General features: G+C 70.1%; 25 protein-coding genes and 5 tRNA genes. 15 read left to right on the top strand and 15 right to left on the bottom strand.

Translation table 11 applies throughout. The features are described from left to right. Positions 1-553: 553 nt before the first annotated feature. Both ACTMMA_RS13350 and ACTMMA_RS13345 read right to left on the bottom strand, forming a co-directional pair. Positions 554-643, bottom strand: a tRNA-Ser gene (locus ACTMMA_RS13350). Between the two features lie 81 nt (positions 644-724). After that, entirely contained in the window at positions 725-1,156 is a 432-nt protein-coding gene (locus tag ACTMMA_RS13345; RefSeq protein ID WP_441190631.1) for a nucleoside deaminase, read from the bottom strand. A gap of 83 nt (positions 1,157-1,239) precedes the next feature. Here ACTMMA_RS13345 and upp point away from each other — a divergent pair, with 83 nt between their 5' ends. The 5 genes from upp (at position 1,240) to ACTMMA_RS13320 (ending at position 4,930) form a co-directional block, all read left to right on the top strand. Next, on the top strand, positions 1,240-1,878 hold the full coding sequence (upp, locus tag ACTMMA_RS13340; RefSeq protein WP_441190625.1) for a uracil phosphoribosyltransferase: 639 nt from the start codon (positions 1,240-1,242) through the stop codon (positions 1,876-1,878). Between the two features lie 3 nt (positions 1,879-1,881). Beyond that, positions 1,882-3,048, top strand: a complete 1,167-nt coding sequence (locus tag ACTMMA_RS13335; protein ID WP_441190624.1) for a pyridoxal phosphate-dependent aminotransferase — start codon at positions 1,882-1,884, stop codon at positions 3,046-3,048. Between the two features lie 112 nt (positions 3,049-3,160). Further along, positions 3,161-3,331, top strand: a complete 171-nt coding sequence (locus tag ACTMMA_RS13330) for a hypothetical protein (RefSeq protein WP_441190623.1) — start codon at positions 3,161-3,163, stop codon at positions 3,329-3,331. 13 nt (positions 3,332-3,344) lie between these two features. Then, on the top strand, positions 3,345-4,232 hold the full coding sequence (locus ACTMMA_RS13325) for a PH domain-containing protein (protein ID WP_441190622.1): 888 nt from the start codon (positions 3,345-3,347) through the stop codon (positions 4,230-4,232). Next, complete coding sequence (locus ACTMMA_RS13320; RefSeq protein WP_441190621.1) at positions 4,229-4,930, top strand: DUF1345 domain-containing protein; 702 nt, start codon at positions 4,229-4,231, stop codon at positions 4,928-4,930. Before ACTMMA_RS13325 ends, ACTMMA_RS13320 begins: the two co-directional genes overlap by 4 nt. Before the next feature lie 24 nt (positions 4,931-4,954). Here ACTMMA_RS13320 and ACTMMA_RS13315 read toward each other — a convergent pair whose 3' ends face one another. Next, the gene (locus ACTMMA_RS13315; RefSeq protein ID WP_441190620.1) at positions 4,955-5,566 is read right to left on the bottom strand and encodes a hypothetical protein; all 612 of its coding nucleotides are present in this window, start codon (positions 5,564-5,566) and stop codon (positions 4,955-4,957) included. A 59-nt stretch (positions 5,567-5,625) separates the two neighbouring features. Between ACTMMA_RS13315 and def the strand changes: the two genes are divergently transcribed. Next, positions 5,626-6,195: a peptide deformylase gene (gene def / locus ACTMMA_RS13310; protein WP_441190619.1), complete on the top strand. Its 570-nt coding sequence runs from the start codon at positions 5,626-5,628 to the stop codon at positions 6,193-6,195. Between the two features lie 18 nt (positions 6,196-6,213). Here the strand turns inward: def and ACTMMA_RS13305 are convergent, their stop codons facing one another. Together ACTMMA_RS13305 and ACTMMA_RS13300 are read right to left on the bottom strand one after the other, a co-directional pair. After that, the gene (locus ACTMMA_RS13305) at positions 6,214-7,647 is read right to left on the bottom strand and encodes a sugar porter family MFS transporter (protein ID WP_441190618.1); all 1,434 of its coding nucleotides are present in this window, start codon (positions 7,645-7,647) and stop codon (positions 6,214-6,216) included. A 158-nt stretch (positions 7,648-7,805) separates the two neighbouring features. Next, positions 7,806-7,878, bottom strand: a tRNA-Arg gene (locus tag ACTMMA_RS13300). 193 nt (positions 7,879-8,071) lie between these two features. Between ACTMMA_RS13300 and ACTMMA_RS13295 the strand changes: the two genes are divergently transcribed. After that, complete coding sequence (locus tag ACTMMA_RS13295; RefSeq protein WP_441190617.1) at positions 8,072-9,898, top strand: phosphoenolpyruvate carboxykinase (GTP); 1,827 nt, start codon at positions 8,072-8,074, stop codon at positions 9,896-9,898. Next, positions 9,898-10,275, top strand: a complete 378-nt coding sequence (locus ACTMMA_RS13290) for a hypothetical protein (RefSeq protein ID WP_441190616.1) — start codon at positions 9,898-9,900, stop codon at positions 10,273-10,275. Before ACTMMA_RS13295 ends, ACTMMA_RS13290 begins: the two co-directional genes overlap by 1 nt. 76 nt (positions 10,276-10,351) lie before the next feature. Here ACTMMA_RS13290 and ACTMMA_RS13285 read toward each other — a convergent pair. After that, positions 10,352-10,443 (bottom strand) — tRNA-Ser (locus ACTMMA_RS13285). Between the two features lie 125 nt (positions 10,444-10,568). On the opposite strand from ACTMMA_RS13285, the gene ACTMMA_RS13280 reads away from it, so the two are divergent. After that, complete coding sequence (locus tag ACTMMA_RS13280; protein WP_441190615.1) at positions 10,569-12,185, top strand: LCP family protein; 1,617 nt, start codon at positions 10,569-10,571, stop codon at positions 12,183-12,185. Positions 12,186-12,318: 133 nt separating this feature from the next. Here ACTMMA_RS13280 and ACTMMA_RS13275 read toward each other — a convergent pair whose 3' ends face one another. Continuing rightward, positions 12,319-12,522: a cold-shock protein gene (locus tag ACTMMA_RS13275; protein WP_441190614.1), complete on the bottom strand. Its 204-nt coding sequence runs from the start codon at positions 12,520-12,522 to the stop codon at positions 12,319-12,321. A gap of 324 nt (positions 12,523-12,846) precedes the next feature. Between ACTMMA_RS13275 and ACTMMA_RS13270 the strand changes: the two genes are divergently transcribed. The 3 genes from ACTMMA_RS13270 to ACTMMA_RS13260 all read left to right on the top strand — a co-directional run bounded on the left by ACTMMA_RS13270 (position 12,847) and on the right by ACTMMA_RS13260 (position 14,064). Further along, positions 12,847-12,929 (top strand) — tRNA-Ser (locus tag ACTMMA_RS13270). Between the two features lie 136 nt (positions 12,930-13,065). Then, positions 13,066-13,410: a YtxH domain-containing protein gene (locus tag ACTMMA_RS13265; protein ID WP_441190613.1), complete on the top strand. Its 345-nt coding sequence runs from the start codon at positions 13,066-13,068 to the stop codon at positions 13,408-13,410. A 120-nt stretch (positions 13,411-13,530) separates the two neighbouring features. After that, the gene (locus ACTMMA_RS13260; RefSeq protein ID WP_441190612.1) at positions 13,531-14,064 is read left to right on the top strand and encodes a GNAT family N-acetyltransferase; all 534 of its coding nucleotides are present in this window, start codon (positions 13,531-13,533) and stop codon (positions 14,062-14,064) included. Positions 14,065-14,104: 40 nt separating this feature from the next. Here ACTMMA_RS13260 and epsC read toward each other — a convergent pair whose 3' ends face one another. Then, positions 14,105-14,725, bottom strand: coding sequence for a serine O-acetyltransferase EpsC (gene epsC, locus ACTMMA_RS13255; protein ID WP_441190611.1), 621 nt, complete (start codon positions 14,723-14,725; stop codon positions 14,105-14,107). Then, the gene (gene cysK / locus ACTMMA_RS13250; RefSeq protein ID WP_441190610.1) at positions 14,725-15,660 is read right to left on the bottom strand and encodes a cysteine synthase A; all 936 of its coding nucleotides are present in this window, start codon (positions 15,658-15,660) and stop codon (positions 14,725-14,727) included. Before cysK ends, epsC begins: the two co-directional genes overlap by 1 nt. A gap of 115 nt (positions 15,661-15,775) precedes the next feature. Between cysK and ACTMMA_RS13245 the strand changes: the two genes are divergently transcribed. Beyond that, positions 15,776-18,244, top strand: coding sequence for a (Fe-S)-binding protein (locus ACTMMA_RS13245; RefSeq protein WP_441190609.1), 2,469 nt, complete (start codon positions 15,776-15,778; stop codon positions 18,242-18,244). 22 nt (positions 18,245-18,266) lie between these two features. Here ACTMMA_RS13245 and ACTMMA_RS13240 read toward each other — a convergent pair whose 3' ends face one another. Both ACTMMA_RS13240 and dcd read right to left on the bottom strand, forming a co-directional pair. Beyond that, entirely contained in the window at positions 18,267-19,310 is a 1,044-nt protein-coding gene (locus ACTMMA_RS13240; RefSeq protein WP_441190608.1) for a M15 family metallopeptidase, read from the bottom strand. 9 nt (positions 19,311-19,319) lie between these two features. Further along, positions 19,320-19,901, bottom strand: coding sequence for a dCTP deaminase (gene dcd, locus ACTMMA_RS13235; RefSeq protein WP_441190607.1), 582 nt, complete (start codon positions 19,899-19,901; stop codon positions 19,320-19,322). A gap of 82 nt (positions 19,902-19,983) precedes the next feature. On the opposite strand from dcd, the gene ACTMMA_RS13230 reads away from it, so the two are divergent. Continuing rightward, positions 19,984-20,057, top strand: a tRNA-Gly gene (locus ACTMMA_RS13230). Between the two features lie 55 nt (positions 20,058-20,112). Here the strand turns inward: ACTMMA_RS13230 and cutA are convergent. Both cutA and ACTMMA_RS13220 read right to left on the bottom strand, forming a co-directional pair. Then, a complete protein-coding gene (gene cutA / locus ACTMMA_RS13225; RefSeq protein ID WP_441190606.1) occupies positions 20,113-20,505 on the bottom strand; it encodes a divalent-cation tolerance protein CutA in 393 nt (130 codons plus the stop codon). Next, on the bottom strand, positions 20,502-21,830 hold the full coding sequence (locus ACTMMA_RS13220) for an aspartate aminotransferase family protein (RefSeq protein ID WP_441190605.1): 1,329 nt from the start codon (positions 21,828-21,830) through the stop codon (positions 20,502-20,504). Before ACTMMA_RS13220 ends, cutA begins: the two co-directional genes overlap by 4 nt. A gap of 58 nt (positions 21,831-21,888) precedes the next feature. Here ACTMMA_RS13220 and ACTMMA_RS13215 point away from each other — a divergent pair, with 58 nt between their 5' ends. After that, the gene (locus tag ACTMMA_RS13215) at positions 21,889-23,529 is read left to right on the top strand and encodes an AMP-binding protein (RefSeq protein WP_441190604.1); all 1,641 of its coding nucleotides are present in this window, start codon (positions 21,889-21,891) and stop codon (positions 23,527-23,529) included. 90 nt (positions 23,530-23,619) lie between these two features. Here the strand turns inward: ACTMMA_RS13215 and ACTMMA_RS13210 are convergent, their stop codons facing one another. Together ACTMMA_RS13210 and ACTMMA_RS13205 are read right to left on the bottom strand one after the other, a co-directional pair. Continuing rightward, a complete protein-coding gene (locus ACTMMA_RS13210; RefSeq protein ID WP_441190603.1) occupies positions 23,620-23,784 on the bottom strand; it encodes a hypothetical protein in 165 nt (54 codons plus the stop codon). 71 nt (positions 23,785-23,855) lie between these two features. Then, complete coding sequence (locus tag ACTMMA_RS13205; RefSeq protein ID WP_441190602.1) at positions 23,856-24,647, bottom strand: SDR family NAD(P)-dependent oxidoreductase; 792 nt, start codon at positions 24,645-24,647, stop codon at positions 23,856-23,858. Positions 24,648-24,677 lie beyond the last annotated feature (30 nt).

The following is a 24,677-nucleotide window of genomic DNA, read 5'->3' as shown; positions in this document are numbered from 1 at the left end:
CTCCGGCCTCTGGTCCAGTATCCCAGCCGCCCGCGCCACCCGGTGTGCCCGGGCTGACCGCCGAGGTGCTGCGTCGCGGACAGGAACTCCCGCTGACGTCGGTGCCGACGTTGACCGAGATGCTCGACCGGGGGAGAGCTGCTTCCTCATCACCTCCTACGAGGCGCCGGGCGGGCACGACCACGCGCAGGAGGTCGCCGTCGGCGACGAGGACTTCCCCCGTAGTCCTGGGCATCACCAACCAGTCGTTCGACGACCCGGACGTCGGGCTGGTCGTCACCGTCGACGGCACCGTCCGGGTCGACCGGTCCTTCGCCGTGGGGAGGCGACGAGCAGCCCGGCCCCGCCGTGGAGGTCATGGTCTCCGAGGAGATCGTCCCGATCTCCTGAGGACGGTCTGTGCGGTTTCGTACCGCTGCTCCCCGCTTTGTGTACACGGATCGGGGGGCCGCACCTACCACGGCACCGGACAACCCCCCGGCCCCCCAAAGAAGAAGGGCCGGACCCACAAGATGTAGGTCCGGCCCATTCCGATGTCTTGCGACATCACACATGGCGGTGGCGGTGGGATTTGAACCCACGGAGGACTTGCGCCCTCACACGCTTTCGAGGCGTGCTCCTTAGGCCGCTCGGACACGCCACCGCCGGACAGGTTACCCGAGGATGAACACGCGACCGAAATCCGCGGGCGCCGCTCGACGATCTGCGGCCACACCCGAGGAGCTCAGCGGCGCTCGCCGAAGAAGTCGAGCAGGAGCGCCGCGCACTCCTCCTCGCGGACCCCGCCGACGACCTCGGGGCGGTGCAGCGCGCGCCGGTCCCGGGGCAGGTCCCAGACCGAGCCGCAGGCCCCGGCCTTGTCGTCCCAGGCGCCGAAGACGACCCGGTCGACCCGGGACAGCACGGCCGCACCCGCGCACATCGCGCACGGCTCGAGCGTCACGACCAGCGTGCAGCCCGACAGTCGCCACTCCCCCACGGCACGGCCTGCCTCGCGCAGCGCCACGACCTCCGCGTGGCCCGTGGGGTCGGCCTCCAGCTCGCGCACGTTGCGCCCCCGGCCGAGCACCTGCCCGTCAGGGTCGACGACGACGGCCCCGATCGGGACGTCGCCCGAGGCGCCCACCGCCCGGGCCTCGTCGAGCGCCAGACCCAGCCACTCCGCATACCTTGCCTGGCTCCAGGAGGGACGGGAAGGCGGGGTGCCGCGGGACTGGCTCACGACCTAGAGTCTGTCCTATGCGCGTCCACGTTGCCGACCACCCGCTCATCGCCCACAAGCTCACCTACCTGCGTGACAAGCGGACGGACACCCCCACCTTCCGGCGGCTGACCGACGAGCTGGTGACGCTGCTGGCCTACGAGGCGACGCGCGAGGTGCGGGTCAGCCCGTTCGACATCGAGACGCCGGTCGGGCCGACGCAGGGCATCCACCTGTCCACCCCCAAGCCCCTCGTGGTGCCGATCCTGCGCGCCGGGCTGGGCATGCTCGACGGGATGATGAAGATGCTGCCCACGGCCGAGGTCGGCTTCCTGGGCATGGAGCGCAACGAGGAGACGCTCGAGGCGCGCACCTACGCCAACCGTCTGCCCGACGACCTTGACAAGCGCCAGTGCTACGTCCTGGACCCGATGCTGGCCACCGGCGGCACCCTCGCGGCCGCCGTCCGCTACCTGGTCGACCGCGGCGCCGACGACATCACCGCCGTCGTGCTGCTGGCGGCGCCCGAGGGCATCGAGCGCGTGCAGAAGGAGCTGGCCGACATCGACCTGCCCCTGACCCTGGTCACCGGCAGCATCGACGAGCGCCTCAACGACAAGGGCTACATCGTGCCGGGTCTCGGCGACGCCGGCGATCGGCTCTACGGGGTGGTCTGAGCCATGAGCGCGTTCGAGGCCTCACGCCGCTCGCAGGTCGAGCCGTTCTTCGTCATGGAGGTGCTCAAGGCCGCCGCGGAGCGCCAGCGCACCCACGGCGACGTCATCATGATGTGCGCCGGACAGCCCTCGACCCCTGCTCCGGCAGCTGCCCGGTCGCGGGCGGTCGAGATCCTCGACCTGGAGGTGCTCGGCTACACCGAGGCGGCCGGCATCCGACCGCTGCGCGAGGCGATCGCGGCCTACCACCGGCGCGAGGGAGGGTATGCGGTCGACCCCGACGAGGTCGTCGTCTTCCCCGGCTCCTCGGGCGCCTTCACCGCGTTGTTCATCGCGGCCTTCGACGCCGGCGACACGGTGGTGATGACGCGCCCCGGCTACCCGGCCTACCGCAACTCCCTGTCGGCCCTCGGCGTCGAGGTGCTGGAGATGGACTGCGGCCCGGACACCCGCTACCAGCTGACCGTGGAGATGCTCGAGGCCCTGCCCGAGCCACCGAAGGGGGTCATCGTCGCCAGCCCCGCCAACCCGACCGGCACGATCATCGACGCCGACGAGCTCGCCGCCATCGCGAGGTGGTGCGAGGAGCACGGCACGCTGCTGGTCAGCGACGAGATCTACCACGGACTGTCCTACGGCCGTCCGACCGCGAGCGCCTGGCAGACCTCGCGCGAGGCGATCGTCGTGGGCTCGGTGAGCAAGTACTTCTCGATGACCGGCTGGCGCGTCGGCTGGATGCTCGCCCCGCCGTCGCTGCGCCGCCCGCTCGAGGTCGTGACCGGCAACCTCAACATCTGCGCCCCGGCCATCTCCCAGTACGCCGCCCTGGGTGCCTTCACCGAGCAGGCGGCCCGCGAGCTCGACGGGCACAAGGAGCGGTATGCGGCAAACCGCGAGCTCCTGATCCATCGCCTTCCCGAGGTCGGGCTGCGGTCCTACGCCCCTCCGGACGGCGCCTTCTACGCCTGGTGCGACGTCGCCCACCTGACGAACGACTCGGTGGCGTGGTGCCGCGACCTGCTCGACGACTGCGGCGTGGCCATCACCCCGGGCGTGGACTTCGACACGGTCAACGGCAACCACATGGTGCGGCTCTCCTTCGCCGGCTCCACCGAGGAGGTCGGCGAGGCCCTGGACCGGATGGCCGCCTCCCCCCTCCTCCGCGGCTGACCCGGTCCCCGGCGACACTCCGAAGCCGCGCCGACACCGCATACCCCTAGTCACATCTGTCACACTGGCCACGAGTTGTGCCCTGCGTCTGTAGTCACCCGAGGAGTTCGTCATGCCGCCCACCGTCAAGAAGGTGCTGCACTGGATCTTCTGGGGCTTCGTCCTCTACGCGATCATCACCAACCCCGACCGGGCCGCGGACATCGTGCGCGCCATCTGGGACATCATCAGCCAGGGCATCCTCAACATCGGCCGGTTCTTCAGCTCGATCGTGAACAGTTAGCAGGAGCGGTGGGGTGAGCACCTCGGCTCCGGCGACGGTGGCGATCAGCCGCCGTCTCCTCGACCGCTACCTCCTCGACGAGGAGCGGCCGATCGTCGCGACCCGGCACCACTGGGCCAAGCTGGCCGAGCCGGTCGGCACCCCGCTGCTGGGGGTCGTCCTCGCGGGGTGGATCGAGGCCAACCTCACCGCCGAGACCGCGGTGCTCGGACAGGTCGTGTGGCTGCTGTGGCTCGTGCTCGTGGCCCGGGCCATCTGGCGGCTGCTGGAGTGGCGCAACGAGTGGTTCGTGGCGACCGACAAGCGGCTGCTGATGACCTACGGCCTGCTCACCCACAAGGTCGCGATGATGCCGCTGCGCAAGGTCACGGACATGAACTACGGCCGCTCCCTGCTGGGGCGGCTGCTGGGCTACGGGCAGTTCGTGCTCGAGTCGGCGGGCCAGGACCAGGCGATGCGGGAGATCCAGTGGGTGCCCTCGCCCGACGAGAAGTACCGTCGCATCTGCGCCACCATCTTCGGCCCCGAGGGGCATGATCCGGACGAGGACTCGGCCTCCTTCGACGAGCGCTCCCCCTTCGACGAGCACATCCCCCAGGACCCGTTCGAGACCGACTTCACCGACGACCAGCCCAGCTTCGCCGACCGCTTCGACGCCGACATCGTGCGGATCCCCGTCGGGGGCCGGCGGCGGACGGCCGCTCCGCCGAGGCCGCGCTGGGAGCCGGTCGAGCGGGACGAGCTGCCCGAGGACTGGGACTGGGTCCAGGACGAGGACGACGTGGACTCCTTCGAGGACGAGGAGGAGTTCACCGACGAGGAGCCCGAGCCGGTGTCCCCCCGCGCCCGTCGCGAGGTGGCCGTCGACCCCGACCCCACCCCCTGGGGCCCACAGCGGTGAGCACGGCGCGGGGGGAGACACGGTGGCACCGGTGGAGCCGCCGCGACACCCCGCGCATCCTCACCGCCACCGTCGCCGGGACGCTCGCGACGCCGATCGCGGTCCGCCTCTGGGACGGCTTCGAGAACCTGAACCGCTGGCAGTGGATCACGCTGTCGTGCATCGCCGCGTGGACGATGCTCTCGGCGGTCAACGCGCTGCTCCTGCTGGTCACCTTCCGAGGCGTCGAGGGCGAGGAGCTGCCCCCGGCGCTCGGCCTGGAGCGCCAGGAGGACGGCACCTGGCACTGCCCCAAGAAGCTCCTCTCCCGCCTCGACGTGACCGTCTCCGCCCTCGCCCTGGCCGTCGTGGCGATGCTGGCCTTCGGCGCGGGGGTCAACGACCGGCCCAGCATCGTGGCCGCCGGCCTGGTCATGGTCGCCATCTCCTGGATCAACGTGGCCGTGGGCAACGCGCTGATCTATGCCCGGCTCGACCTGAGCGAGGGCGGGCTGGAGTTCCCCGGCGAGGACCGCCCGAGCTGGCTGCGCTACCTCTACCTGGCCTTCGGGATCCAGGCGACCTTCGCCACCCCGGACGTGCAGGTGCGCACCGACCGGCTGCGCCGCGCGGTCCTGGCCCAGACCCTGCTCGCCTTCGTCTTCAACACCGTCACCCTGGCCGTCATCGTGGCGATGCTGCTCTCGACGGGCAGCTGAGCGGGCAAGGCATACCCGCTGCCCTCAGACCTCCAGCACCCAGCGCTCACCGTGCGGCCGGAAGCCGATCCGCGAGTAGTAGGGATCCTTCATCCCGGCCGGGGACAGCACCCGCTCGAAACCCCTCTCGCGGAACAGCCCCGACTGTCGGTAGACGAACTCGCCCGGGCTGAAGTCGCGGTGCCGCGGCGTGACCCAGTCGAGCATGACCTCGGCCGTCCCACCGCCGGCGTCCCGGACCAGCACGACGCCGACGGTCTCGTCTCCGCGCTGGACCAGGAAGGGCACCACGTCGTCGGGCAGGTCGGCATCGAAGCCGGGGTTGTAGCGGGCGATGTCGGCGCGGTGCACGTGCAGCACGTGGCGCAGATAGGCATCCTGCGGACCGACCTGGAGCACGGTGTAGGCCGCGTCGTCGTGCCGCTCGCTGATCAACCGCCACAGGAAGTAGATGTTGATCAGGCACAGCACGGCGTTGAGGCCGACCATCGGCCAGACCTGGATCACCGTGTTGAAGACGAGGAGCACTAACGAGCCGATCAGGTTGATCAGCCGCAGCCGGAGAACCCGTGTCTGCAGGAGGGAGATGACCAGGATCGCCGATCCGGCCCACCCGACGAGATCTATCCAGCCCATGTCTCACTCCGGTCCATGACGATGAGGGTATGCGGTGCCGGCGCACCTAGACTTGCCGCATGGCTGTCCGTCCCATCACCGTCATCGGCCACCGCGCCCTCCACTCCCCGACCAAGAAGGTCAAGGAGATCACCGACGAGATCCGCACCCTCGTCGACGACATGTTCGACACCATGGAGGCCGCGGAGGGCGTCGGTCTGGCGGCCAACCAGGTCGCCTCGCGCCTGCGGATCTTCGTCTACGACTGCCCGGTGCCGGACGGTCCCAACGCCCGGGGCGTGGTCGTGAACCCCGTGCTGGAGCGGCTCGGCACCCCGGAGCCGCTCGACGAGGAGGAGGACGGCGAGGGCTGCCTGTCGGTCCCCGGCGAATGGTTCCCGCTGGCCCGTCACCCGCGCGCCCGCGTGACCGGCACCGACCTGGAGGGCAACGAGGTCGTCATCGAGGGCGAGGGCCTGCTGGCCCGCTGCCTCCAGCACGAGACCGACCACCTCGACGGCTACCTGTATGTGGATCGCCTCACCGGTCCGATCAAGACCGAGGCCCGCGAGGCCGTCAAGGACCGGGGCTGGGCCGCCGACGGCGTCGTCAAGTGGGACCCCTCCAGCACCACCGCCGACAAGGTCTGACCCAGGCCACGCCCGACCTCAGTCCATGTCCTCCAGCTCACGGTTGTTGGTCTCCGGCACGAGCTTGAGGACGAAGAAGAGCGAGACGAGCGCGAAGACGGTGTAGAAGCCGTAGGCGAAGCCCAGCCCGATGTCGGCCATCACCGGGAAGCTCGTGGAGATGACGAAGTTGGCCAACCACTGCGCGGCGGCTGCGATGCCCAGCGCCGTGGCTCGGATGCGGTTGTTGAACATCTCGCCGAGCAGCACCCACACCGCCGGGCCCCAGGACATCCCGAAGAACACCACGAAGGCGTTGGCGGCGATGAGGGCGATCAGCCCCTGGTGGTCCGAGAGGACCGGCACCATCGTCTCGACCCCGAACTCGTCGACCTCAGGCACCCGGGTGGCCGTGGCGAAGATGAAGGCGAGCACGCCGAGGCTGATCGTCATGCCGACCGAACCGATGGCGAGCAGTCTGCGCCGGCCGATCTTGTCGATGAGCGCGATCGCGATGATGGTCACCACGATGTTGGTGACCGAGGTGATCACCGTCTGGGCCAGGGCGTCCTGCTCCGTGAAGCCCACCGACTGCCACAGCGTCGCCGAGTAGTAGAAGATCACGTTGATCCCGACGAACTGCTGCAGCACGGACAGACCGATCCCGACCCACACGATCGGCAGCAGGCCGCCCTTCTCCGGGTGCACCAGGTCGCTGAGCCGCGACTTCTCCTCCAGCTTGACCGTCCGCTTGATCTCGGCGATCCGCTCGGCGACGCCGGTGCGCATTACCCTGCTCAGCACCTCCCGTGCGCTCTCCTCGCGGCCCAGGCTCACCAGGTGGCGCGGAGACTCCGGGATGGTCAGCGCCAGCACGCCGTAGAGGGCTGCCGGGACGACCTCCGCCACGAACATCCACCGCCACGCCGCCAACCCGAGCCACAGCTCCTCCGCCGCGCCGCCGGCGAGCGAGGCCAGGAAGTAGTTGGTGAGCAGGGCTACGAAGATCCCGACGACGATCGCCATCTGCTGGAGCGATCCGAGCCGCCCCCGGATCCGCGCCGGCGCGATCTCGGCGATGTAGGCCGGTGCGATCACCGACGCCGCACCGACGCCGAGCCCACCGACGACCCGCCAGGCGATGAGGTCCCAGGGCCCGAAGGACAGACCGGAGCCCAGCGCACTGATCACGAAGAGGGCGGCCGCGATGACCATGACCCGGATCCGGCCCAGGCGCTCGGCCAGCCGACCGGCGAGATAGGCACCGGCGACGCACCCGAGCAGCGCGGAGGACACCATGAACCCGGTCAGGAAGCTCCCCGTGCCGAACGCGTCGCGCATCGGCGTGACCGCCCCGTTGACCACGGAGGTGTCATAGCCGAAGAGGAATCCTCCCAAGGCCGCCACCGAGGCCAGGTGGACCGCCTTCCCCAAGACGTAGTCGCGTCCCCCGGTCGCCGTGCTGCTCGCCATCTCCCACGCTCTCCCTGTCGATCCCCGGCAACGGTGCCGAGAGACCGACCACTGTGCCAGAGCCACGGAGGACCTGCACGGCGACCACATACCCCCTGGGTATGCGGAAGGCCCCCACCGCATCCGGTGGGGGCCTTCGTCACTGTCTCAACACAGCGCGCGCCCGAAGGGATTCGAACCCCTAACCTTCTGATCCGTAGTCAGATGCTCTATCCGTTGAGCTACGGGCGCAAGCAACCCTCCAATGCTAACGGATGGAGGCGGCGAGGACGAAATCCGGGGCGGCGCAGGGAGTCCGGGCCCGATCCCGGCGGTCTCGTTGTGACCAACCGCTCAGCAGCGCCGCCGCAGGGGGCGATACCGTAGTGCCAAGGGGCGACGAGGCCCTCCACCATCGACCTGGCACCGCCAGGAAGGAACAGTGATGCAGGAGCAGATCCAGACCACCGGTGGCACCAGCCACGCCGAGCTCGACGCCTGGGTGAAGGAGGTGGCTGCGCACACGAAGCCTGACGCGATCGTGTGGATCGACGGTTCCGACGAGGAGATCGAGCGGATCAACGCCACCCTCGTCGAGGCGGGCACCTTCACCAAGCTCGCCGACGACAAGAAGCCCAACAGCTACCACGCGCTGTCCGACCCCCAGGACGTGGCGCGCGTGGAGGACCGCACCTACATCTGCTCCAAGGATGAGAAGGACGCGGGCCACACCAACAACTGGATGGACCCCCAGGAGATGAAGGACATCATGTGGCCTCTCTACGAGGGCTGCATGAAGGGGCGCACCATGTACGTCATCCCCTTCGTCATGGGCCACATCGACGCCGAGGACCCCAAGTTCGGTGTCGAGCTGACCGACTCCGCCTACGTGGTCGCCTCCATGCGCATCATGGCGCGCATCGGCGCCGACGTGCTCAAGGCGATCGAGGACACCGACGCGCCCTACGTCAAGGGTCTGCACTCCGTCGGCGTCCCGCTCGAGGACGGCCAGGAGGACTCCCCCTGGCCCTGCAACGAGACCAAGTACATCGTCCACTTCCCCGAGGAGCGCGCGATCTGGTCCTACGGCTCCGGCTACGGCGGCAACGCCCTGCTGGGCAAGAAGTGCTACGCGCTGCGCATCGCCTCGGTGATGGCCCGCGACGAGGGCTGGATGGCCGAGCACATGCTGATCCTCAAGCTGACCAACCCCGAGGGCAAGACGCACTACATCGCCGGCGCCTTCCCGTCGGCCTGCGGCAAGACCAACCTCGCCATGCTCCAGTCCACCCTCCCCGGCTGGGAGGCCGAGATCGTCGGTGACGACATCTCCTGGATGCGCTTCGGCAAGGACGGCCGTCTGTATGCGGTGAACCCCGAGTTCGGTCTGTTCGGCGTCGCGCCGGGCACCGGTCGCGACACCAACCCGATCGCGATGGACACCATCGAGGCCGGCAACTCGATCTTCACCAACGTCGCCACCACCCCCGACGGCGACGTCTGGTGGGAGGGCATGACCAAGGAGAAGCCCGCCCAGCTGACCGACTGGCACGGCAACGAGTGGACCCCCGAGTCCGGCAAGCTGTCCAGCCACCCCAACAGCCGCTTCTGCACGCCGATCAAGCAGTGCCCGACGCTGGCGGAGGAGTACAACGAGCCCAACGGCGTGCCGATCTCGGCGATCATGTTCGGCGGTCGCCGCAAGACCACCGTCCCGCTGGTGACCGAGTCCCGCGACTGGCAGCACGGCACCTTCATCGGCGCCACCCTGTCCTCGGAGACCACGGCCGCGGCGACCGGTGCGGTCGGTGTGGTCCGTCGCGACCCGATGGCGATGCTGCCCTTCATCGGCTACAACGCCGGTGACTACCTCAACCACTGGGTCGAGATCGGCAAGCAGGCCGACGCGGACAAGCTGCCCAAGATCTTCCTGGTCAACTGGTTCCGTCGCGACGAGGACGGCGGCTTCCTGTGGCCGGGCTTCGGCGAGAACACCCGTGTCCTGAAGTGGATGGTGGACCGCATCGAGGGCAAGGTCGAGGCCGAGGAGACCCCGATCGGCTTCGTCCCCAAGGCCGAGGACCTCGACGTCGACGGCCTGGACCTGACCCAGGACCAGGTCAACGCCGCTCTTGCCTTCAAGGCCGAGGAGTGGGAGGCCGAGCTGCCGCTCATCACCGAGTGGTTCGACAAGTTCGGTGACTCGCTCCCCACCGCCATGGCCGACGAGTTCGAGACGCTCAAGCAGCGTCTGGCGGGCGCGGACGCCTGATGGCGATCGTCCCGGGCGAGGTGCCGGAGCCGCGCGAGGAGGAGCCGCTGAGCGCCGACGAGCCGCTGCCCCCGGCCCAGGAGGACATCGCCGAGCAGGTCGAGGAGATGGACCAGCGCATCCGCGAGGCCGGCTCCGACGAGGTCGAGCAGGCGGACAAGGAGGCCGACGCGGTCGAGGGTGAAGCCTCGGACGCCGAGGACGCGGGCGACACCGGTGAAGAGGCGTCGGACGACGACGCCGACTCCGGGACCGCCTCCGACTCCGAGCAGGACCCCACCTCCGAGCCGGGCCAGGACACCGAGGGCGCCAGCTCCGAGGGCGAGACCCCCGATGGGGACGACCCCGAGGACGAGGACCCCGAGGGAGCCGCCTGATCCCGGTCCGAATGACGAAAGACCCCCCGAGCCGCGCTCGGGGGGTCTTTCGTTCGCCACCAGGGCGAGAGATCGGCGGAGGCGGAGGGATTTGAACCCTCGATGGGGCTATAAACCCCAAACCCGCTTAGCAGGCGGGCGCCATAGACCAGACTAGGCGACGCCTCCAGATCGCAGATCAGCGTACCTGCCCTCCCCTCCGTAACCAAAAGCGCCCTCAGGTCTTCATCAGGAGGAGGTGGTAGGACATGATGGTCTTCACCTACCTCTGTCGAAAGGCGGCCCCTGGGCCCATGAGCCACCACCCCGAGGACGCAGGCGGGGCGCACGCTGCATACACGACCCGGAACGAATGGGTCGAGCACCACCGGCACGGCCGCAGCAGCATGCCCCGCGCCCTGCGGCTCACCGCTCTCTCCGCGCTGCTCCCCGGCTCGGGCCTGCTGGCGACCCGCTGGCGGTGGCTGGGCGCGTTCCTGGCGGTGCTCGCGCTGGCGACGGCCGCGGTCGTGCTCTTCTTCGTGCTGAGGGACGGGGCGATGTCGACCGCCCTGGCCACGGCCGCGAGCGAGGGTCGGCTCAAGGTGATCCTCGGCCTCCTCGTCGCCGGCACGGTGGTGTGGATCGGGGCGATCGCACTGACCGCCCTGACGACCCGCCCCGAGGGCACCAGCCTCGGTCAGCGCGGGGCGCTGGCCGCCTTCACCGCCTTCCTCTGCCTCGCGGTCTCGGCTCCCGCCGCCTTCGGTATGCAGTACATCTCCAGCCATCTTGCGGCCATGGACCAGGTCTTCACCGGAGCCGGGCCGAAGAAGAAGCCGGCCGTCGACAGCGGCACGGCACCGGCGATCGGCGCCGACCCCAAGAATCCGTGGGCCGACATCCCCCGCGTCAACATCCTGCTGCTGGGCTCCGACGCGGCCGAGGCCCGGGAGGGGACGCGCACGGACACGATGATGGTCGCGAGCATCGACACCGTGACGGGCGAGTCGGTGCTCTTCTCCATCCCGCGCAACCTGCAGAACGTCCCGATTCCCCGCGACAACCCCCTCCACGAGATCTACCCCGAGGGCTACAACTGCGGCGACCAGTGCCTGATGAACGCCATCTGGACCGAGGCCGACCTCAACGCCGAGAACCACCCCGAGGACTACACCGACGACCCGAACCCCGGGCTGACCGCCACCCGCGACGTGCTGCAGTCCGTGCTGGGCCTGGAGATCGACCACACCGTGATCGTCAACCTCCAGGGCTTCACGGAGCTCATCGACGCCATGGGCGGGGTCACGGTGACCATCAAGGAGCCGATCCCCATCAACGGGCGGACCTACACCGACGCCAACGGCGTGCTCCAACTGGACCCCAACTCCCCCAACCTGGAGTGGCTGCAGCCCGGCTCGCAGAAGCTGACCGGCTTCCAGGCCCTGGGCTACTCCCGCTCGCGCGTCACGACCGACGACTTCAGCCGGATGCGCCGCCAGCGCTGCATGGTCGCGGCCGTGGTCGACCAGGCGGATCCGTTGACCCTCGTCCAGCGCTACCCGCAGATCATCACCGCCATCGGCAACAACGTGGTCACCGACATCCCCCAGACCGACCTGGCCGCGTGGGCCGAGCTGGTCCTGCTCGTCCAGGGCAGCACCATCAAGAGCCTGCCCTTCACCGCCCAGAACACCGAGGTCTACGACCCGGACTACTCGGAGATCCGCTACCGGGTCTGGGACGCGCTCTACGGCCAGCCGGCACCCAAGGCCAAGCCGGCCCCCTCCGCCGACGACGAGGCAGCGACCACCTCCCCCGGGACCGACGACGACTCCGCCACCACGGCCCCGACGACGGACGACAGCGTCACGACGACCGAGCCCGAGCCCACCGACGAGCTCGCCGAGATCGGCGCGGTCTGCGACTGAGGCCGTCTCGCCCCCTCGGCCGGCCTCGTCGACCAGGCCCGTCGGCCAGACCCGGTCGGCCAGACGCAGATCGGCCCCCGTCACCAGTGGTGACGGGGGCCGATCCGAAAGCTCGGACGAGCTCTGGGCTAGCTCAGAGCGGACGCACCGCGTCAGCCTGCGGGCCCTTGGGGCTCTGGGTGACCTCGAACTCGACCCGCTGGGCCTCCTCGAGGGTCTTGTACCCGTTGGACTCGATGGCCGAGTAGTGAACGAAGACGTCCGGGCCACCCCCGTCCTGCGCGATGAAGCCGAAGCCCTTCTCAGCGTTGAACCACTTGACGGTTCCCTGTGCCATGCTGTTTCTCTTTCCTGTACTGCGAGGTGCTGCCCCCGCGGGCTCGCGGGGACGGTCGTGCGGTGAACCCCCCAGCGCCCCGGTGTACCGAAAGCTTCAAGCCAAGGAAATGCAACGTCAACCACGACAAAGGTAGCAGCAAACGCGCCGTCCGGGGCAGTCGGAAGGTGGACGGATCACGTCGTCGAGGTGAACGGGCCACCTCCCCCGGACACGCGGCGGGCCCAGGTCGCGGGGACCGCACGACCATCGGCCTTCCGGGGCACGCCCGGGTCGGCCGTGCGATGATGCTGCACGACGTCGGCGGCTCCCCCGCCGGCGCCTGGAGGGTTCGCATAGTGGCCGAGTGCAGGCGCCTTGAAAGCGCCCGAGGGAAACCTCCGTGGGTTCAAATCCCACACCCTCCGCCCAGGAGGGGCGGGGCGGGCGCCCTGGTGTCCGGACGCGTCCGCCCCTCTTCCCCCGGCCGTCTCGACATGCGCCCTCATCTACGGGCAAGTAGGGTCGAGGACGAACGATGACTTTCGAAAGGAGTCACCCGCAATGAAGAAGCTGATGCTACTCGTCGCCGCCGGCGCCGGTTATGTGCTCGGGGCACGCGCAGGCCGTGAGCGCTACGACGCCATCGCCGACCAGGCCAACAAGCTGTGGACCGACCCCCGCGTCCAGGAGAAGGTCGAGGAGGTCAAGACCAAGGCCCCCGAGGTCGCGCACAAGGTCTCCGAGGAGGCCAAGGCCAAGGCCCACGACGTCAAGGCCAAGGTGTCCGGTCACGAGATGACCACCTCGGACGGCACCTACAGCAACGACACCGGCACCGTCACCTCCGACGGCGCGCTGGACGTCGACACCACCGGCTTCGGCCCGGGCGGCGACAAGCTGCCCTGACCGGCCCACGCACGAGAGCGGCCCGTCTCCCCCTGGGGAGGCGGGCCGCTCTCGTCGTCCCGGGGGACCGCGGCCGGCTCCCGATCCGTCCTCGTGCCGGTATGCGGTAGCGTCCGCCGGGTGCCGACCTCACCCCAGCAGCAGCCCAGCCACGGCCTGGTCCGACCCGCCACCGAGTCGGACGTGCCGGCCCTGATCGGCCTGGTGCGCGAGCTGGCGGAGTACGAGCGCGAGGCGGAGTCGGCCGTCGCGACGGTGGAGGACTTCACGGCGGCGCTCTTCCCCCGGTCGGGCGCGCCCCGGGTCCACGCGGACGTCGCCGAGATCGACGGGACGGTCGTGGGGATAGCCGTGTGGTTCTACACCTTCTCCACCTGGACCGGCCGGCACGGGATCTGGCTGGAGGATCTCTACGTGCGCCCCGCGCAGCGCGGCAGCGGGCTCGGCCGCGAGCTGCTGGCCACGCTGGCCCGCCGGTGCGTCACCGAGGGGCTGCCCCGGCTGGAGTGGACCGTCATGGACTGGAACGAGCCCGCGCTGGGCTTCTACCGCGCCCTGGGTGCGACCGGCATGGAGGAGTGGACGACCCACCGCCTCGCGGGTGACGCGCTCGCCGCGCTGGCGGGCCAGGTGGACCAGATGGACCAGGCGTGAGGTCCAAGGACGCTTCCCCTCGGACCTCACACCTGGCCGCTCAGATCCAGAGCGCCGGCTCGTCGTAGAGCGCGTGCTGCGGGTCGTGCCCGGGCTCCAGGGTGCGGCACTTGGCCGGGATGCCGGTCGCGACGCACATCGCGTCCACGTCCTTGGTGACCACGGCGTTGGCGCCGACCTGCGAGCCGTGCCCGAGGGTGATGTTGCCCAGCACCTTGGCCCCGGCACCGACGACGACGCCGTCACCGAGGGTGGGGTGACGCTTGACCGGCTCCAGCGAGCGACCGCCCAGCGTGACGCCGTGGTAGAGCATGACGTCGTCGCCGATCTCGGCGGTCTCGCCGATCACGACACCCATCCCGTGGTCGATGAAGAAGCGCCGGCCGATGGTGGCCCCGGGGTGGATCTCCACGCCGGTGGCCGCGCGCGCCGCCTGGGAGAGCAGCCGGGCCGGCAGCTTGGCGCCGGAGTTCCACAGCCGGTGGGAGACCCGGTGCGCCCAGACCGCGTGCAGACCGGGAGAGGCCAGGGCCATCTCCAGGCGGCTGTCCGTGGCCGGGTCCCGGGCGACCGCGGCGTCGAGGTCCTCCAGGACCCCGGACGCGGCGCGGGACAGCAGCCCGGCCGCCTTCCGGGGTGCCCTGGTGAGCGCGAGGGTCATCAGTCGGTCAGCCCCTCGAAGAGCACGGTCGACAGGTAGCGCTCGCCGAAGTCGGGGACGATCACCACGATGGTCTTGCCCGCGGACTCGGGGCGCTTGGCGACCTCGAGGGCCGCCCACACGTTGGCGCCGGCGGAGATGCCAGCCAGGATGCCCTCCTGGGTCGCCAGGGCGCGCGAGACCGCGACCGAGTCGTCGAGGGTGACGTCGACGACCTCGTCGTAGAGCTCGGTGTCGAGGATCTCGGGGACGAAGTTGGCGCCCAGACCCTGGATCTTGTGCGGGCCGGGCTGGCCGCCGGACAGGATCGGGCTGTCGATCGGCTCGACGGCGACCAGGCGCACGTCCGGCTTCTGCTCCTTGAGGTAGGACCCGGCGCCGGTGATGGTGCCGCCCGTGCCGACGCCGGCCACGAAGATGTCGACGCCGCCCTCGGTGTCCTCCCAGACCTCCGGGCCGGTGGTGGCGCGGTGGACGGCGACGTTGGCCGGGTTGGCGAACTGGCGGGCGCGGACGGCGCCGGTCTCCTCGGCGATCTCGTCGGCCTTGGCGACGGCGCCACGCATGCCGTCGGCGCCCGGGGTCAGGACCAGCTCGGCGCCGTAGGCGCGCAGCAGGGCGCGGCGCTCGGTGCTCATGGTCTCCGGCATCGCCAGGATGACCTTGTAGCCGCGGGCGGCCCCGACCATCGCCAGCGCGATGCCGGTGTTGCCAGAGGTGCCCTCGACGATGGTGCCGCCCGGCTGGAGCTCCCCGGAGGCCACGGCGGCGTCGATGATCGCGGCACCGATGCGGTCCTTGACCGAGTTGGCCGGGTTGGCCCCCTCGATCTTGGCGAGCACCTGGGCGCCCTCGGCGATGCCGTCGGCGATGCGGTTCAGGCGGACCAGCGGGGTGCGGCCGATGGTCTGGGTGATGTCGTCGTAGACGGGCACGGCGGGGCCTTTCGTGGGGGTACGGATCTTGCTACAGGAGTTATACAACACTGAACACAGCGTTATTCCGTCGCCCGGTGGGCGAAGCCGGACGCGCGAGCACTAACCTCGGTCTATGAGCGTCAGTCCACTGCAGGTCTTCGCCATCGCCGTCGCGGCCCTGATCACCCTGGCCGCCGTGGCCTTCTTCGTCCGCGCGATCGCCGGGTTCGTGGCCAAGTTCAAGGTCGGCCAGCCCGCCGTGCGCACCGATCAGCCGGGCGCGCGCACGGTCACCCTGCTGCGCGAGTTCCTCGGCCACACCAGGATGGCGCGCAAGCCGGTCGTGGCCGTCGCCCACTGGTTCGTGATGATCAGCTTCGGCCTGCTCTTCCTGACGCTGCTCACGGCCTACGGCCAGCTCTTCAACCCCCATTTCGCCCTCCCCCTCATCGGGCACTTCGCGCCCTACGAGTGGCTGACCGAGCTCTTCGGCTGGGCCGCGGTCATCGGCATCATCGTCCTGATCGCCATCCGTCAGCGCAACCACCCCCGCAGTCGCGAGCGCCGCTCGCGCTTCTGGGGCTCCACCTTCTGGGAGGCCTACTTCGTCGAGGCCGTCATCCTCGGCGTCGGCCTGTGCATCGTGGCGCTGCGCGCGATGGAGTATGCGGCAGGCCGCGCCCTGGGTGAGTCCTGGGCGACCGCCACCCACTTCCCCCTGACCTCCTGGCTGGGCGGCATGCTCGAGGGCGTCTCGGTCGGGACGCTGGAGAACGCCATCGTCGTGGTGGCGCTGCTCAAGATCCTCATCTCGATGACCTGGATGCTGACCATCGCCAACATCCCGACGATGGGTGTGGCCTGGCACCGCTTCCTGGCCTTCTTCAACATCTGGTTCAAGCGTCACCCCGAGGGCCGCACCTCACTGGCGGAGCTGCAGCCGATCGCGGTCAAGGGCGAGCCTGTCGACTTCGAGAACATCGAGGAGCTCGACGAGGACGCGGCGCTGGGCGTCGGCAAGATCGAGGACTTCACCTGGAAGGGTCTGCTCGACTTCTCCACCTGCACCGAGTGCGGCCGCTGCCAGGAGCAGTGCCCGGCGTGGCACACCGACAAGCCGCTCTCCCCCAAGATGCTCGTGGTCAACCTCCGCAACCACCACCACGCCAAGGCGCCCTGGCTGCTGGCCAGCGAGGAGGAGCGGGCCAAGATGGACGCCGAGGTCGTCGCCGAGGCCGAGCGCATCCTCGTCGGCGAGACCGAGGGCGACCCGACCGTGCCCTCCGGCGGCGCCGTCATCGACCCCGACGTGCTCTGGTCCTGCACCACCTGCGGCGCCTGCGTCGAACAGTGCCCCGTCGACATCGAGCACGTTGACGCCATCGTCGACATGCGCCGCTACCAGAACCTCATCGAGTCGGCCTTCCCGACCGAGCTCGGCGGCCTGTTCAAGAACCTGGAGAACAAGGGCAACCCGTGGGGCATGAACGCCCGCCTCCGGATGGACTGGGCCAAGGACCTCCCCTTCGAGATCCCGATGGCCGGGGCCGACGTGGAGGACCTCTCCGAGGTCGACTACCTCTTCTGGGTCGGCTGCGCCGGCGCCTTCGAGGACCGCGCCAAGAAGACCACGCGCGCGGTCGCCGAGCTGCTGCATACCGCAGGAGTGTCCTTCGCCGTCCTCGGCGACGGCGAGACCTGCACCGGCGACCCGGCCCGCCGCTCGGGCAACGAGTTCCTCTTCCAGATGCTCGCGATGCAGAACGTCGAGGTCCTCAAGGAGATCAACGCGACCAAGATCGTGGTGACCTGCGCCCACTGCTTCAACACGATCAAGAACGAGTACCCCCAGGTCGGCGGGCAGTTCGAGGTCGTCCACCACACCCAGCTGCTCAACCGCCTGGTCCGTGAGAAGCGCCTCACCCCGGTCGCCCGCCCCGACGAGGCCGACACCTCCGGCGTCGCATCGACCGCGGAGACCGTGACCTACCACGACCCGTGCTACCTGGGCCGGCACAACCAGGTCTACGCCCCGCCGCGCGAGCTGCTGGGCGCCCTGCCGGGCGTGCAGCTCACCGAGATGCCGCGGCACGGCGAGAAGTCCTTCTGCTGCGGCGCCGGCGGCGCCCGGATGTGGATGGAGGAGAAGCTCGGCACCCGCATCAACCTCAACCGCACCGAGGAGGCCATCGCCACCGGCGCCGACCGGATCGCGATCGGCTGCCCGTTCTGCCGCGTGATGCTCTCCGATGGCCTGACCCAGAAGCAGTCCGAGGGCGCCCGTGAGGAGATCGAGGTCGTCGACGTGGCCCAGATGCTGCTCGCCGCCGTGCGTCGTGGTGAGGAGCCCGAGGCCATCGGGGACGAGGTCGCCGCGGACGAGGTCGCCGAGGAGGCTCCGGCGGCGATCGAGGACTCGAGCCCGGCCGAGCAGGCTCAGGACGAGGACGACGCGGTCCAGGAGGGCATCGAGCCCACGCTCGACGAGTCGGTCGGGGCGACGGAGGGCCCGGAGTCGGAGGTCGACCAGCCCGCCGACGCCCAGCCGACGGCGGACGCGGACCCTGCCGAGGGCACCGGCCAGGCCCCACGCCAGGCCTGACCTGGGCAGCGGTCCGCGAGGGTCACTGGGTGGGTGAGCCGACGAGCGCGGGCTGCACGTCCTCCCAGTAGACCTCTCCGGTCAGGTGCATCTGCCAGGCCGCGCGAGGGCCGACGTAGCGCAGGTGCCACGGCTCCCAGGCGTAGCCGGTGACCTCCTCGCCACCCTCGGGATAGCGGACGATGAAGCCGAAGCGGTGACCGTTCTCGGCCAGCCAGCGGCCGTCCTCGGAGTCCTTCATGCAGTCGTAGAGCCCGCACTCGCCACCGACGTCCACCGCCAGGCCGAGCTGGTGCTCGCTGTGCCCGGCGACCGCCGAGACGACGCTCGCCCGGTCCCGGCCCACTCGCCCCACCCAGTCGGCGTGGGTGCCGGCCTGGACGTCATAGGCGCGGTAGCCGGAGCTGACGACCAGGGCGGGATGTCCTTCGTCCTCACCGACTGAGAGCATCTGCTCCAACGCCTCCGCCGCCTCCGCCCGCAGCTGGTAGGGACCGCCCTGCACGTCGACCAGGTCCTCGGGGGCGTAGCGCAACGGCTCGATCGCCTGCTCGCGGGTGATCAACGAGTAGAGCAGCTCAGGCTCCTCACGCTCCAGCTCGGTGCGCGGCAAGGAGGAGACCAGCTCCACCGCGCACTCACGCGCCGTGGCCCCCAGGCCTGCGGCGCCGGTCCCGGTATGCGGCAGGAGGTCACCTGAGCTCGTGCCGAGCACGCCGCAGGCCGAGTGCTCCCGCGGTTCCCTCGCGTCCCCGTCGGTGCTCTGCCTGGTGCCCGTCGAGGCGTCTCCGACCGGCTCGGTGCGCCCGGCCGCGGCCGCGGCCCCCGCACCACCGCCAGGTGCCACGAGAGCGGCCGCCACGGTCGGGGCCTCCGCGCCCCGCCCGGCACCCGCCTCCAGGATCTGCCCGTCCAGGGCGAGGACGGCCACGAGCGAGAGCACGCCGACCGCCCCGACGCGCAGGCCGGAGGTGGAGGGCGCCCGGTGGGCCCGGCGGCTCGGGGCACGGTGGGCCGCCGAACGCGGTCTGTGCCGCGCCCGGTGCCGGTGCCTCGCCTCCGTCACGCCGTGGCCTCAGCGCTCGATCTGGGAGCGGTGGAAGTTGGACCAGGAACGGCTCGCGGTCGGGCCGCGCTGTCCCTGGTAGTGGCTCCCACGCACGTCGGTGCCGTACGGGTGCTCCGAGGGAGAGCTGAGCTGGAAGAAGCACAGCTGGCCGATCTTCATCCCGGGGTGCAGGACGATCGGCAGGGTGGCCACGTTGGACAGCTCGAGCGTGACGTGGCCGGTGAAGCCCGGGTCCACGAAGCCGGCGGTGGCGTGGGTGAGCAGGCCCAGCCGCCCCAGAGAACTCTTGCCCTCGACCCGCGCCGCGATGTCGTGCGGCAGGGAGACCTCTTCGTAGGTCGAGCCCAGCACGAACTCCCCGGGGTGGAGCACGAAGGACTCGTCCGCCTCGACCTCCAGCAGCCTGGTCAGCTCGGGCTGGTCGACGGCCGGGTCGATGACGGGATACTTGTGGTTGTCGAAGAGCCGGAAGAAGCGGTCGAGCCGCACGTCCACGCTCGAGGGCTGGACCATCTCGGGGTCCCAGGGGTCGAGCTGGACCCGCCCGGCGTCGACCTGGGCTCGGATGTCGCGGTCGGAGAGAAGCACGGAGGACACCCTAGCGGGGGGTTGGCTTGGTCGGCGTCCGCGGTCCGGTTACTATGGCTTGCCGGGCCGCTCTTCGGCCCTCGCGGGCGTAGTTCAATGGTAGAACATCAGCTTCCCAAGCTGAATACGCGAGTTCGATTCTCGTCGCCCGCTCCACCGCACCCACGCCTCCTTGCGTGAGGTCGCCTCCTGGCGGGCCGACGCCACCGCCTCAGGCTTTACCCGCGCCCTCCCCCTCCGCACGCTCTCCTCCGGAGTGGGCGACCACCCAGTCGACATACTCCGCGAGCCCGTAGTTCACCGGAACGGCGATCACCTCGGGGATGTCATAGCGATGGTGCTCCCGGACGACGTCGACGACGCGGGGAAAGGCGCCTTCGATGGTCTTGACCAGGAGGAGGTACTCGTTGGACCGGTGCAGCTCACCCTTCCACTGGTAGACCGAGGCCATCGGGCCGAGGATCTGGACGCAGGCGGCGTCCGAGCCGCCCACCAGGGTCTCGGCGATCCGCCGGGCCGTCTCCCCGTCCGGCGTACTGATGCGCGCCTCGATGAGCTGCTGACCGGTCGAGGTCTGGTCGGTCACGTCGTTGAGCTCGCTCACCGGGCCACCTCGGCCAGCGCCTCGTCGATGATGGCCACGCCGGCGGCCGCGTCCTCGTCACTGATGACGAGGGGCGGTGCGACATGCACCCGGTTTCCGGCGATCATCGGCCACAGGCCACGCTCGAGGCAGGCGCCCTTGACCCGCTCGATCTGGTCGCCCGGCAGCGGCGCCCGGGACTCCCGGTCGCCGACCAGCTCGATCGCCCAGAAGGCTCCGAGGCCACGCACCTCCCCGACCACCTCGTGCCGATCCGCCAGTGCCCGCAGCGCCGGCCCGAAGGTGCGCTCCCCCAGCTCGGTGACGTGCTCGGGGATCCGCTCCTCGCGCATGATCCGGATCGCCGCGACGGCCGAGGCGGTCGCGAGGGCGTGGCCGGAGTAGGTCAGCCCGCCGGGATAGGGACGGTCGTCGAAGGTGGCCGCGATCTCCTCGCTCATCACGACGCCACCGAGGGGGACGTAGCCGGAGTTGACCCCCTTGGCGAAGGTGATCAGGTCGGGCCGCACGCCCCAGTGGTCCAGGGCGAACCACGTGCCGGTGCGGCAGAAGCCCACCATGACCTCGTCGAGGATGAGCATGATCCCGTGCTCGTCGCACAGCGCCCGGACACCCTCGAGGTAGCCCTCGGGCGGCGCCAGGACACCGTTGGTGCCCACCACGGTCTCCAGGATGATCGCGGCGACCAGGTGCGGACCCTCTGCCTCGACGGTGCGGCGCAGGTGGGTCAGCGCTCGCTCGCACTCCTCCTGCTCGGTGCTGGCGCTGAACTCGCTGCGGTAGAGGAAGGGCCCCCAGAAGTGGACGACCCCCGGCACGGCGGGCTCGCTGCCCCACCTGCGAGGTTCTCCGGTGAGCGAGACCGCGCCGGCGGTCGCACCGTGATAGCTCCGGTATGCGGCAAGCACCTTCTGGCGCCCGGTGTGCAGGCGGGCGAGACGCACCGCATTCTCGTTCGCCTCGGCGCCGGCGTTGGTGAAGAAGACCTTGCTCAGCCCCTCCGGCGCCAGGGCGACGATCTCGGCCGCGGCCTCGGCGCGGGACTCCACGGAGAAGGAGGGTGCGACCGTGGTGATGCGGCCGGCGGCCTCCTGGATCGCCGCGGTCAGCCCGGGGTGCTGGTAGCCGAGGTTGACGTTGACCAGCTGGCTGGTGAAGTCGAGATAGGTCCGCCCCGCATGGTCCCAGAAGCGCGCGCCCTCGCCACCGGCGAGGGGCAGCGGGTCGACGGCCTTCTGCGCCGACCAGGAGGTGAAGACGTGGGCGCGGGAGAGCGACCGGATCCGATCCTCACGGGCCGGGTCCGGGGATGTGGTGGGACTCATGGTGCGAGTATGCCCTGACCTCTGGCCCCTCCGCCGGGAGGGCAGGCAGGATGGGGCCATGACCGACACCGCCGCGCCGCAGCAGCTCTCCCACACCTCGGGGGCCACCGACACCGACCTGCTCGAGCAGACGATCGGGGACAACCTGGACGACACGGTGCACATGCACCACGACCGCGAGGCCCTCGTGGAGGTCGCCACCGGCCGGCGCTGGTCCTACGGGGAGTTCCTGCACGACGTCGAGGTGGTGGCGCGCGGACTGATCGCGGCCGGGGTCCGCACCGGCGACCGGGTCGGTATCTGGGCCCCCAACTGCGCCGAGTGGACCCTGGTGCAGTACGCCACCGCCAAGATGGGCGCCATCCTGGTCAACATCAACCCCAGCTACCGCACCCACGAGCTGGCCTTCGTGCTCAACCAGTCGGGCGTGCGCCTGCTGGTCGTGGCCGAGGAGTTCAAGGGGAGCAGCTACCCGGAGATGGTGGAGGAGGTGCTGCCCGAGTGCCCCACGGTCGCCCAGGTCGTGGTCATCGGCCAGGACAGCTGGGACCAGCTGGTCGCCCACGCCCACGAGGTCACCGCGGACCGGCTCGCCGAGATCCAGGGGTCGTTGTCCCCGGACGACCCCATCAACATCCAGTACACCTCCGGCACGACCGGCTTCCCCAAGGGTGCGACGCTCTCGCACCGCAACATCCTCAACAACGGCTTCTTCGTCGGTGAGGGCTGCTCCTACACCGAGGCGGACCGGATCTGCATACCCGTGCCCTTCTACCACTGCTTCGGCATGGTGATGGGCAACCTGGCGGCGACCACGCACGGCGCCTGCATGGTGATCCCCAACCCGGGCTTCGACCCGGCCAAGACCCTCGCTGCGGTCCGGGACGAGGCCTGCACCTCGCTCTACGGCGTGCCGACGATGTTCATCGCCGAGTGGGAGCTGATCGAGCGGGGCGACTTCTCGGTCGAGGACCTCGCCACCGTGCGGACCGGGATCATGGCCGGGTCGCTGTGCCCGGCGTCGGTCATGCGCAACCTCGTCGCCGCCGGCATCGAGGAGATGACGATCTGCTACGGCATGACCGAGACCTCGCCGGTGTCGACCCAGACCACGCCGGAGGACCCCTTCAAGAAGAAGGTCGGCACGGTGGGGCGGGTCGGTCCGCACCTGGAGATCAGGATCGTGGACCCGGTGACGCGCGAGACCGTGCCCCGCGGCGAGCCCGGCGAGTTCTGCACCAAGGGCTACTCGGTGATGCTGGGCTACTGGGAGCAGCCGGACAAGACCGCCGAGGTGATCGAGGACGGCTGGATGGCCACCGGCGACATCGGCGTCATGGACGAGGACGGGTTCGTGGAGATCACCGGCCGGATCAAGGACATGGTGATCCGGGGCGGGGAGAACATCTACCCCCGCGAGATCGAGGAGTTCCTCCTGACCCACCCGGACGTCCTCGACGCCCAGGTGGTCGGCGTCCCCGACGCCAAGTACGGCGAGGAGCTCATGGCCTGGGTGCGCATGAAGAGCGGCGCCGCTCCCCTGACCCAGGCCGGCCTGAAGGACTTCGCCACGGGCAAGCTCGCGCACTACAAGATCCCCCGCTACGTGCAGGTCATCGAGGAGTTCCCGATGACCGTCACCGGGAAGATCCGCAAGGTCGAGCTGCGCGAGGAGGGCGAGAAGCTCCTCGACTCCTGACCGCGCCGTCCGGCTCCCCCTGACCGACCGCTCAGCCCCGCCGGGCAGCCAGCACGTCCCTGGTGATCTCGAGGTGGCCGAGGTGCTGGCTCAGCTCATCCCGAGGCAGTGCTCCAGGACCTGGTAGGGCGAGTTCGACCCGTCCACGTCGAGCGCGGCGTTGGCGGTCTCGTCATCCATCTCCCCCACGATGCCGACGATCTGGTCGAGCTTGAGGAGGATGAACTCCCCCAGTGCTCCGTGCCCGTGCTCCATCTGCGTCCTTCCTGTTGTTCTGTCCCTGTCGTTCAATCCCTGTCGTCCTTGCGTCGCGGACCGTCCATGCCTCACCCGAAGGGCGGCGTGAACCTGCCGTCGATCGCCGTCCAGCCACCGTCCACCATCACCTGCGACCCGGTGACGAAGGACGCGGCGTCCGAGGCGAGCCAGCAGACCGCGCCCACCATCTCCTCCGGCCGCGCCCACCGCCCCAGCGCCGACTTCTCCGCATAGGCCCTCCCCCAGCCCTCGTCGTCGCGGATCTGCTGGGTCAACGGTGTCTCGACGACCCCGGGCGCGACCGCGTTGATCCGCACCCCGGCCGGGCCCAGCTCGGCGGCCCAGGTCCGCACCAGCTGCATCGCCCCGGCCTTGGTCGCCGCGTAGACCCCCTGACCAGGCTCGACCGTCACCGCGCGGATCGAGGTCAGCACCACGATCGAGCCGCTGCCCCGCTCGACCATCCGCGGCGCGAACGCCCTGACCGCGTCGAAGACGCCGCGCAGGTTCAGCGCGACGACCCGTTCGAACTCCTCGGCGCTGTAGTCCAGCAGTCGTTTGCGCACGTTCATCGCCGCGGTGAGGACGAGCACGTCGAGATCCCCGAGCTCCTCGGCCAGCGCCTCCACCGCGCCCTGCTCCAGCACGTCGACGGGGTATGCGGTGTGGCCGGCGGCCGCCGTCCCCTCCAGCCGGTCGCGGGTCGCCCCGGCGGTCTCGACCGACTTGTCGAGGCAGTGGACCCGTGCCCCCTGGGCCGCCAGACCGGCGGCGATCTCCCCGCCGATCCCACCCACACCCAGGACGACGGCCGACCGTCCGTCCAGCCGGAACATCCGCGCGTAGTCGAGCTGCTGCATACCCCGCAGTCTGTCGTAGACCGCCCGACG

The organism is Ornithinimicrobium panacihumi, assembly GCF_052073805.1.
In the GTDB taxonomy this organism is placed as follows: Bacteria; Actinomycetota; Actinomycetes; order Actinomycetales; family Dermatophilaceae; genus Ornithinicoccus; species Ornithinicoccus panacihumi.
Note: the sequence above shows the minus strand (reverse complement) of the source record. Positions and strands in the feature narration are given on the sequence as shown.

What these genes read in the sequence shown, in the direction of transcription:
- ACTMMA_RS13215 (WP_441190604.1), top strand. Translation starts at nt 21,889, where the DNA reads ATGACCGACACCGCCGCGCCGCAGCAGCTCTCCCACACCTCGGGGGCC.
- ACTMMA_RS13275 (WP_441190614.1), bottom strand. Translation starts at nt 12,522, where the DNA reads ATGGCACAGGGAACCGTCAAGTGGTTCAACGCTGAGAAGGGCTTCGGC.
- ACTMMA_RS13305 (WP_441190618.1), bottom strand. Translation starts at nt 7,647, where the DNA reads ATGGCGAGCAGCACGGCGACCGGGGGACGCGACTACGTCTTGGGGAAG.
- ACTMMA_RS13210 (WP_441190603.1), bottom strand. Translation starts at nt 23,784, where the DNA reads ATGGAGCACGGGCACGGAGCACTGGGGGAGTTCATCCTCCTCAAGCTC.
- ACTMMA_RS13205 (WP_441190602.1), bottom strand. Translation starts at nt 24,647, where the DNA reads ATGCAGCAGCTCGACTACGCGCGGATGTTCCGGCTGGACGGACGGTCG.
- ACTMMA_RS13335 (WP_441190624.1), top strand. Translation starts at nt 1,882, where the DNA reads ATGAGCGCGTTCGAGGCCTCACGCCGCTCGCAGGTCGAGCCGTTCTTC.
- def (WP_441190619.1), top strand. Translation starts at nt 5,626, where the DNA reads ATGGCTGTCCGTCCCATCACCGTCATCGGCCACCGCGCCCTCCACTCC.
- ACTMMA_RS13330 (WP_441190623.1), top strand. Translation starts at nt 3,161, where the DNA reads ATGCCGCCCACCGTCAAGAAGGTGCTGCACTGGATCTTCTGGGGCTTC.
- ACTMMA_RS13315 (WP_441190620.1), bottom strand. Translation starts at nt 5,566, where the DNA reads ATGGGCTGGATAGATCTCGTCGGGTGGGCCGGATCGGCGATCCTGGTC.
- upp (WP_441190625.1), top strand. Translation starts at nt 1,240, where the DNA reads ATGCGCGTCCACGTTGCCGACCACCCGCTCATCGCCCACAAGCTCACC.
- ACTMMA_RS13280 (WP_441190615.1), top strand. Translation starts at nt 10,569, where the DNA reads ATGAGCCACCACCCCGAGGACGCAGGCGGGGCGCACGCTGCATACACG.
- ACTMMA_RS13265 (WP_441190613.1), top strand. Translation starts at nt 13,066, where the DNA reads ATGAAGAAGCTGATGCTACTCGTCGCCGCCGGCGCCGGTTATGTGCTC.
- ACTMMA_RS13290 (WP_441190616.1), top strand. Translation starts at nt 9,898, where the DNA reads ATGGCGATCGTCCCGGGCGAGGTGCCGGAGCCGCGCGAGGAGGAGCCG.
- epsC (WP_441190611.1), bottom strand. Translation starts at nt 14,725, where the DNA reads ATGACCCTCGCGCTCACCAGGGCACCCCGGAAGGCGGCCGGGCTGCTG.
- ACTMMA_RS13295 (WP_441190617.1), top strand. Translation starts at nt 8,072, where the DNA reads ATGCAGGAGCAGATCCAGACCACCGGTGGCACCAGCCACGCCGAGCTC.
- ACTMMA_RS13220 (WP_441190605.1), bottom strand. Translation starts at nt 21,830, where the DNA reads ATGAGTCCCACCACATCCCCGGACCCGGCCCGTGAGGATCGGATCCGG.
- ACTMMA_RS13245 (WP_441190609.1), top strand. Translation starts at nt 15,776, where the DNA reads ATGAGCGTCAGTCCACTGCAGGTCTTCGCCATCGCCGTCGCGGCCCTG.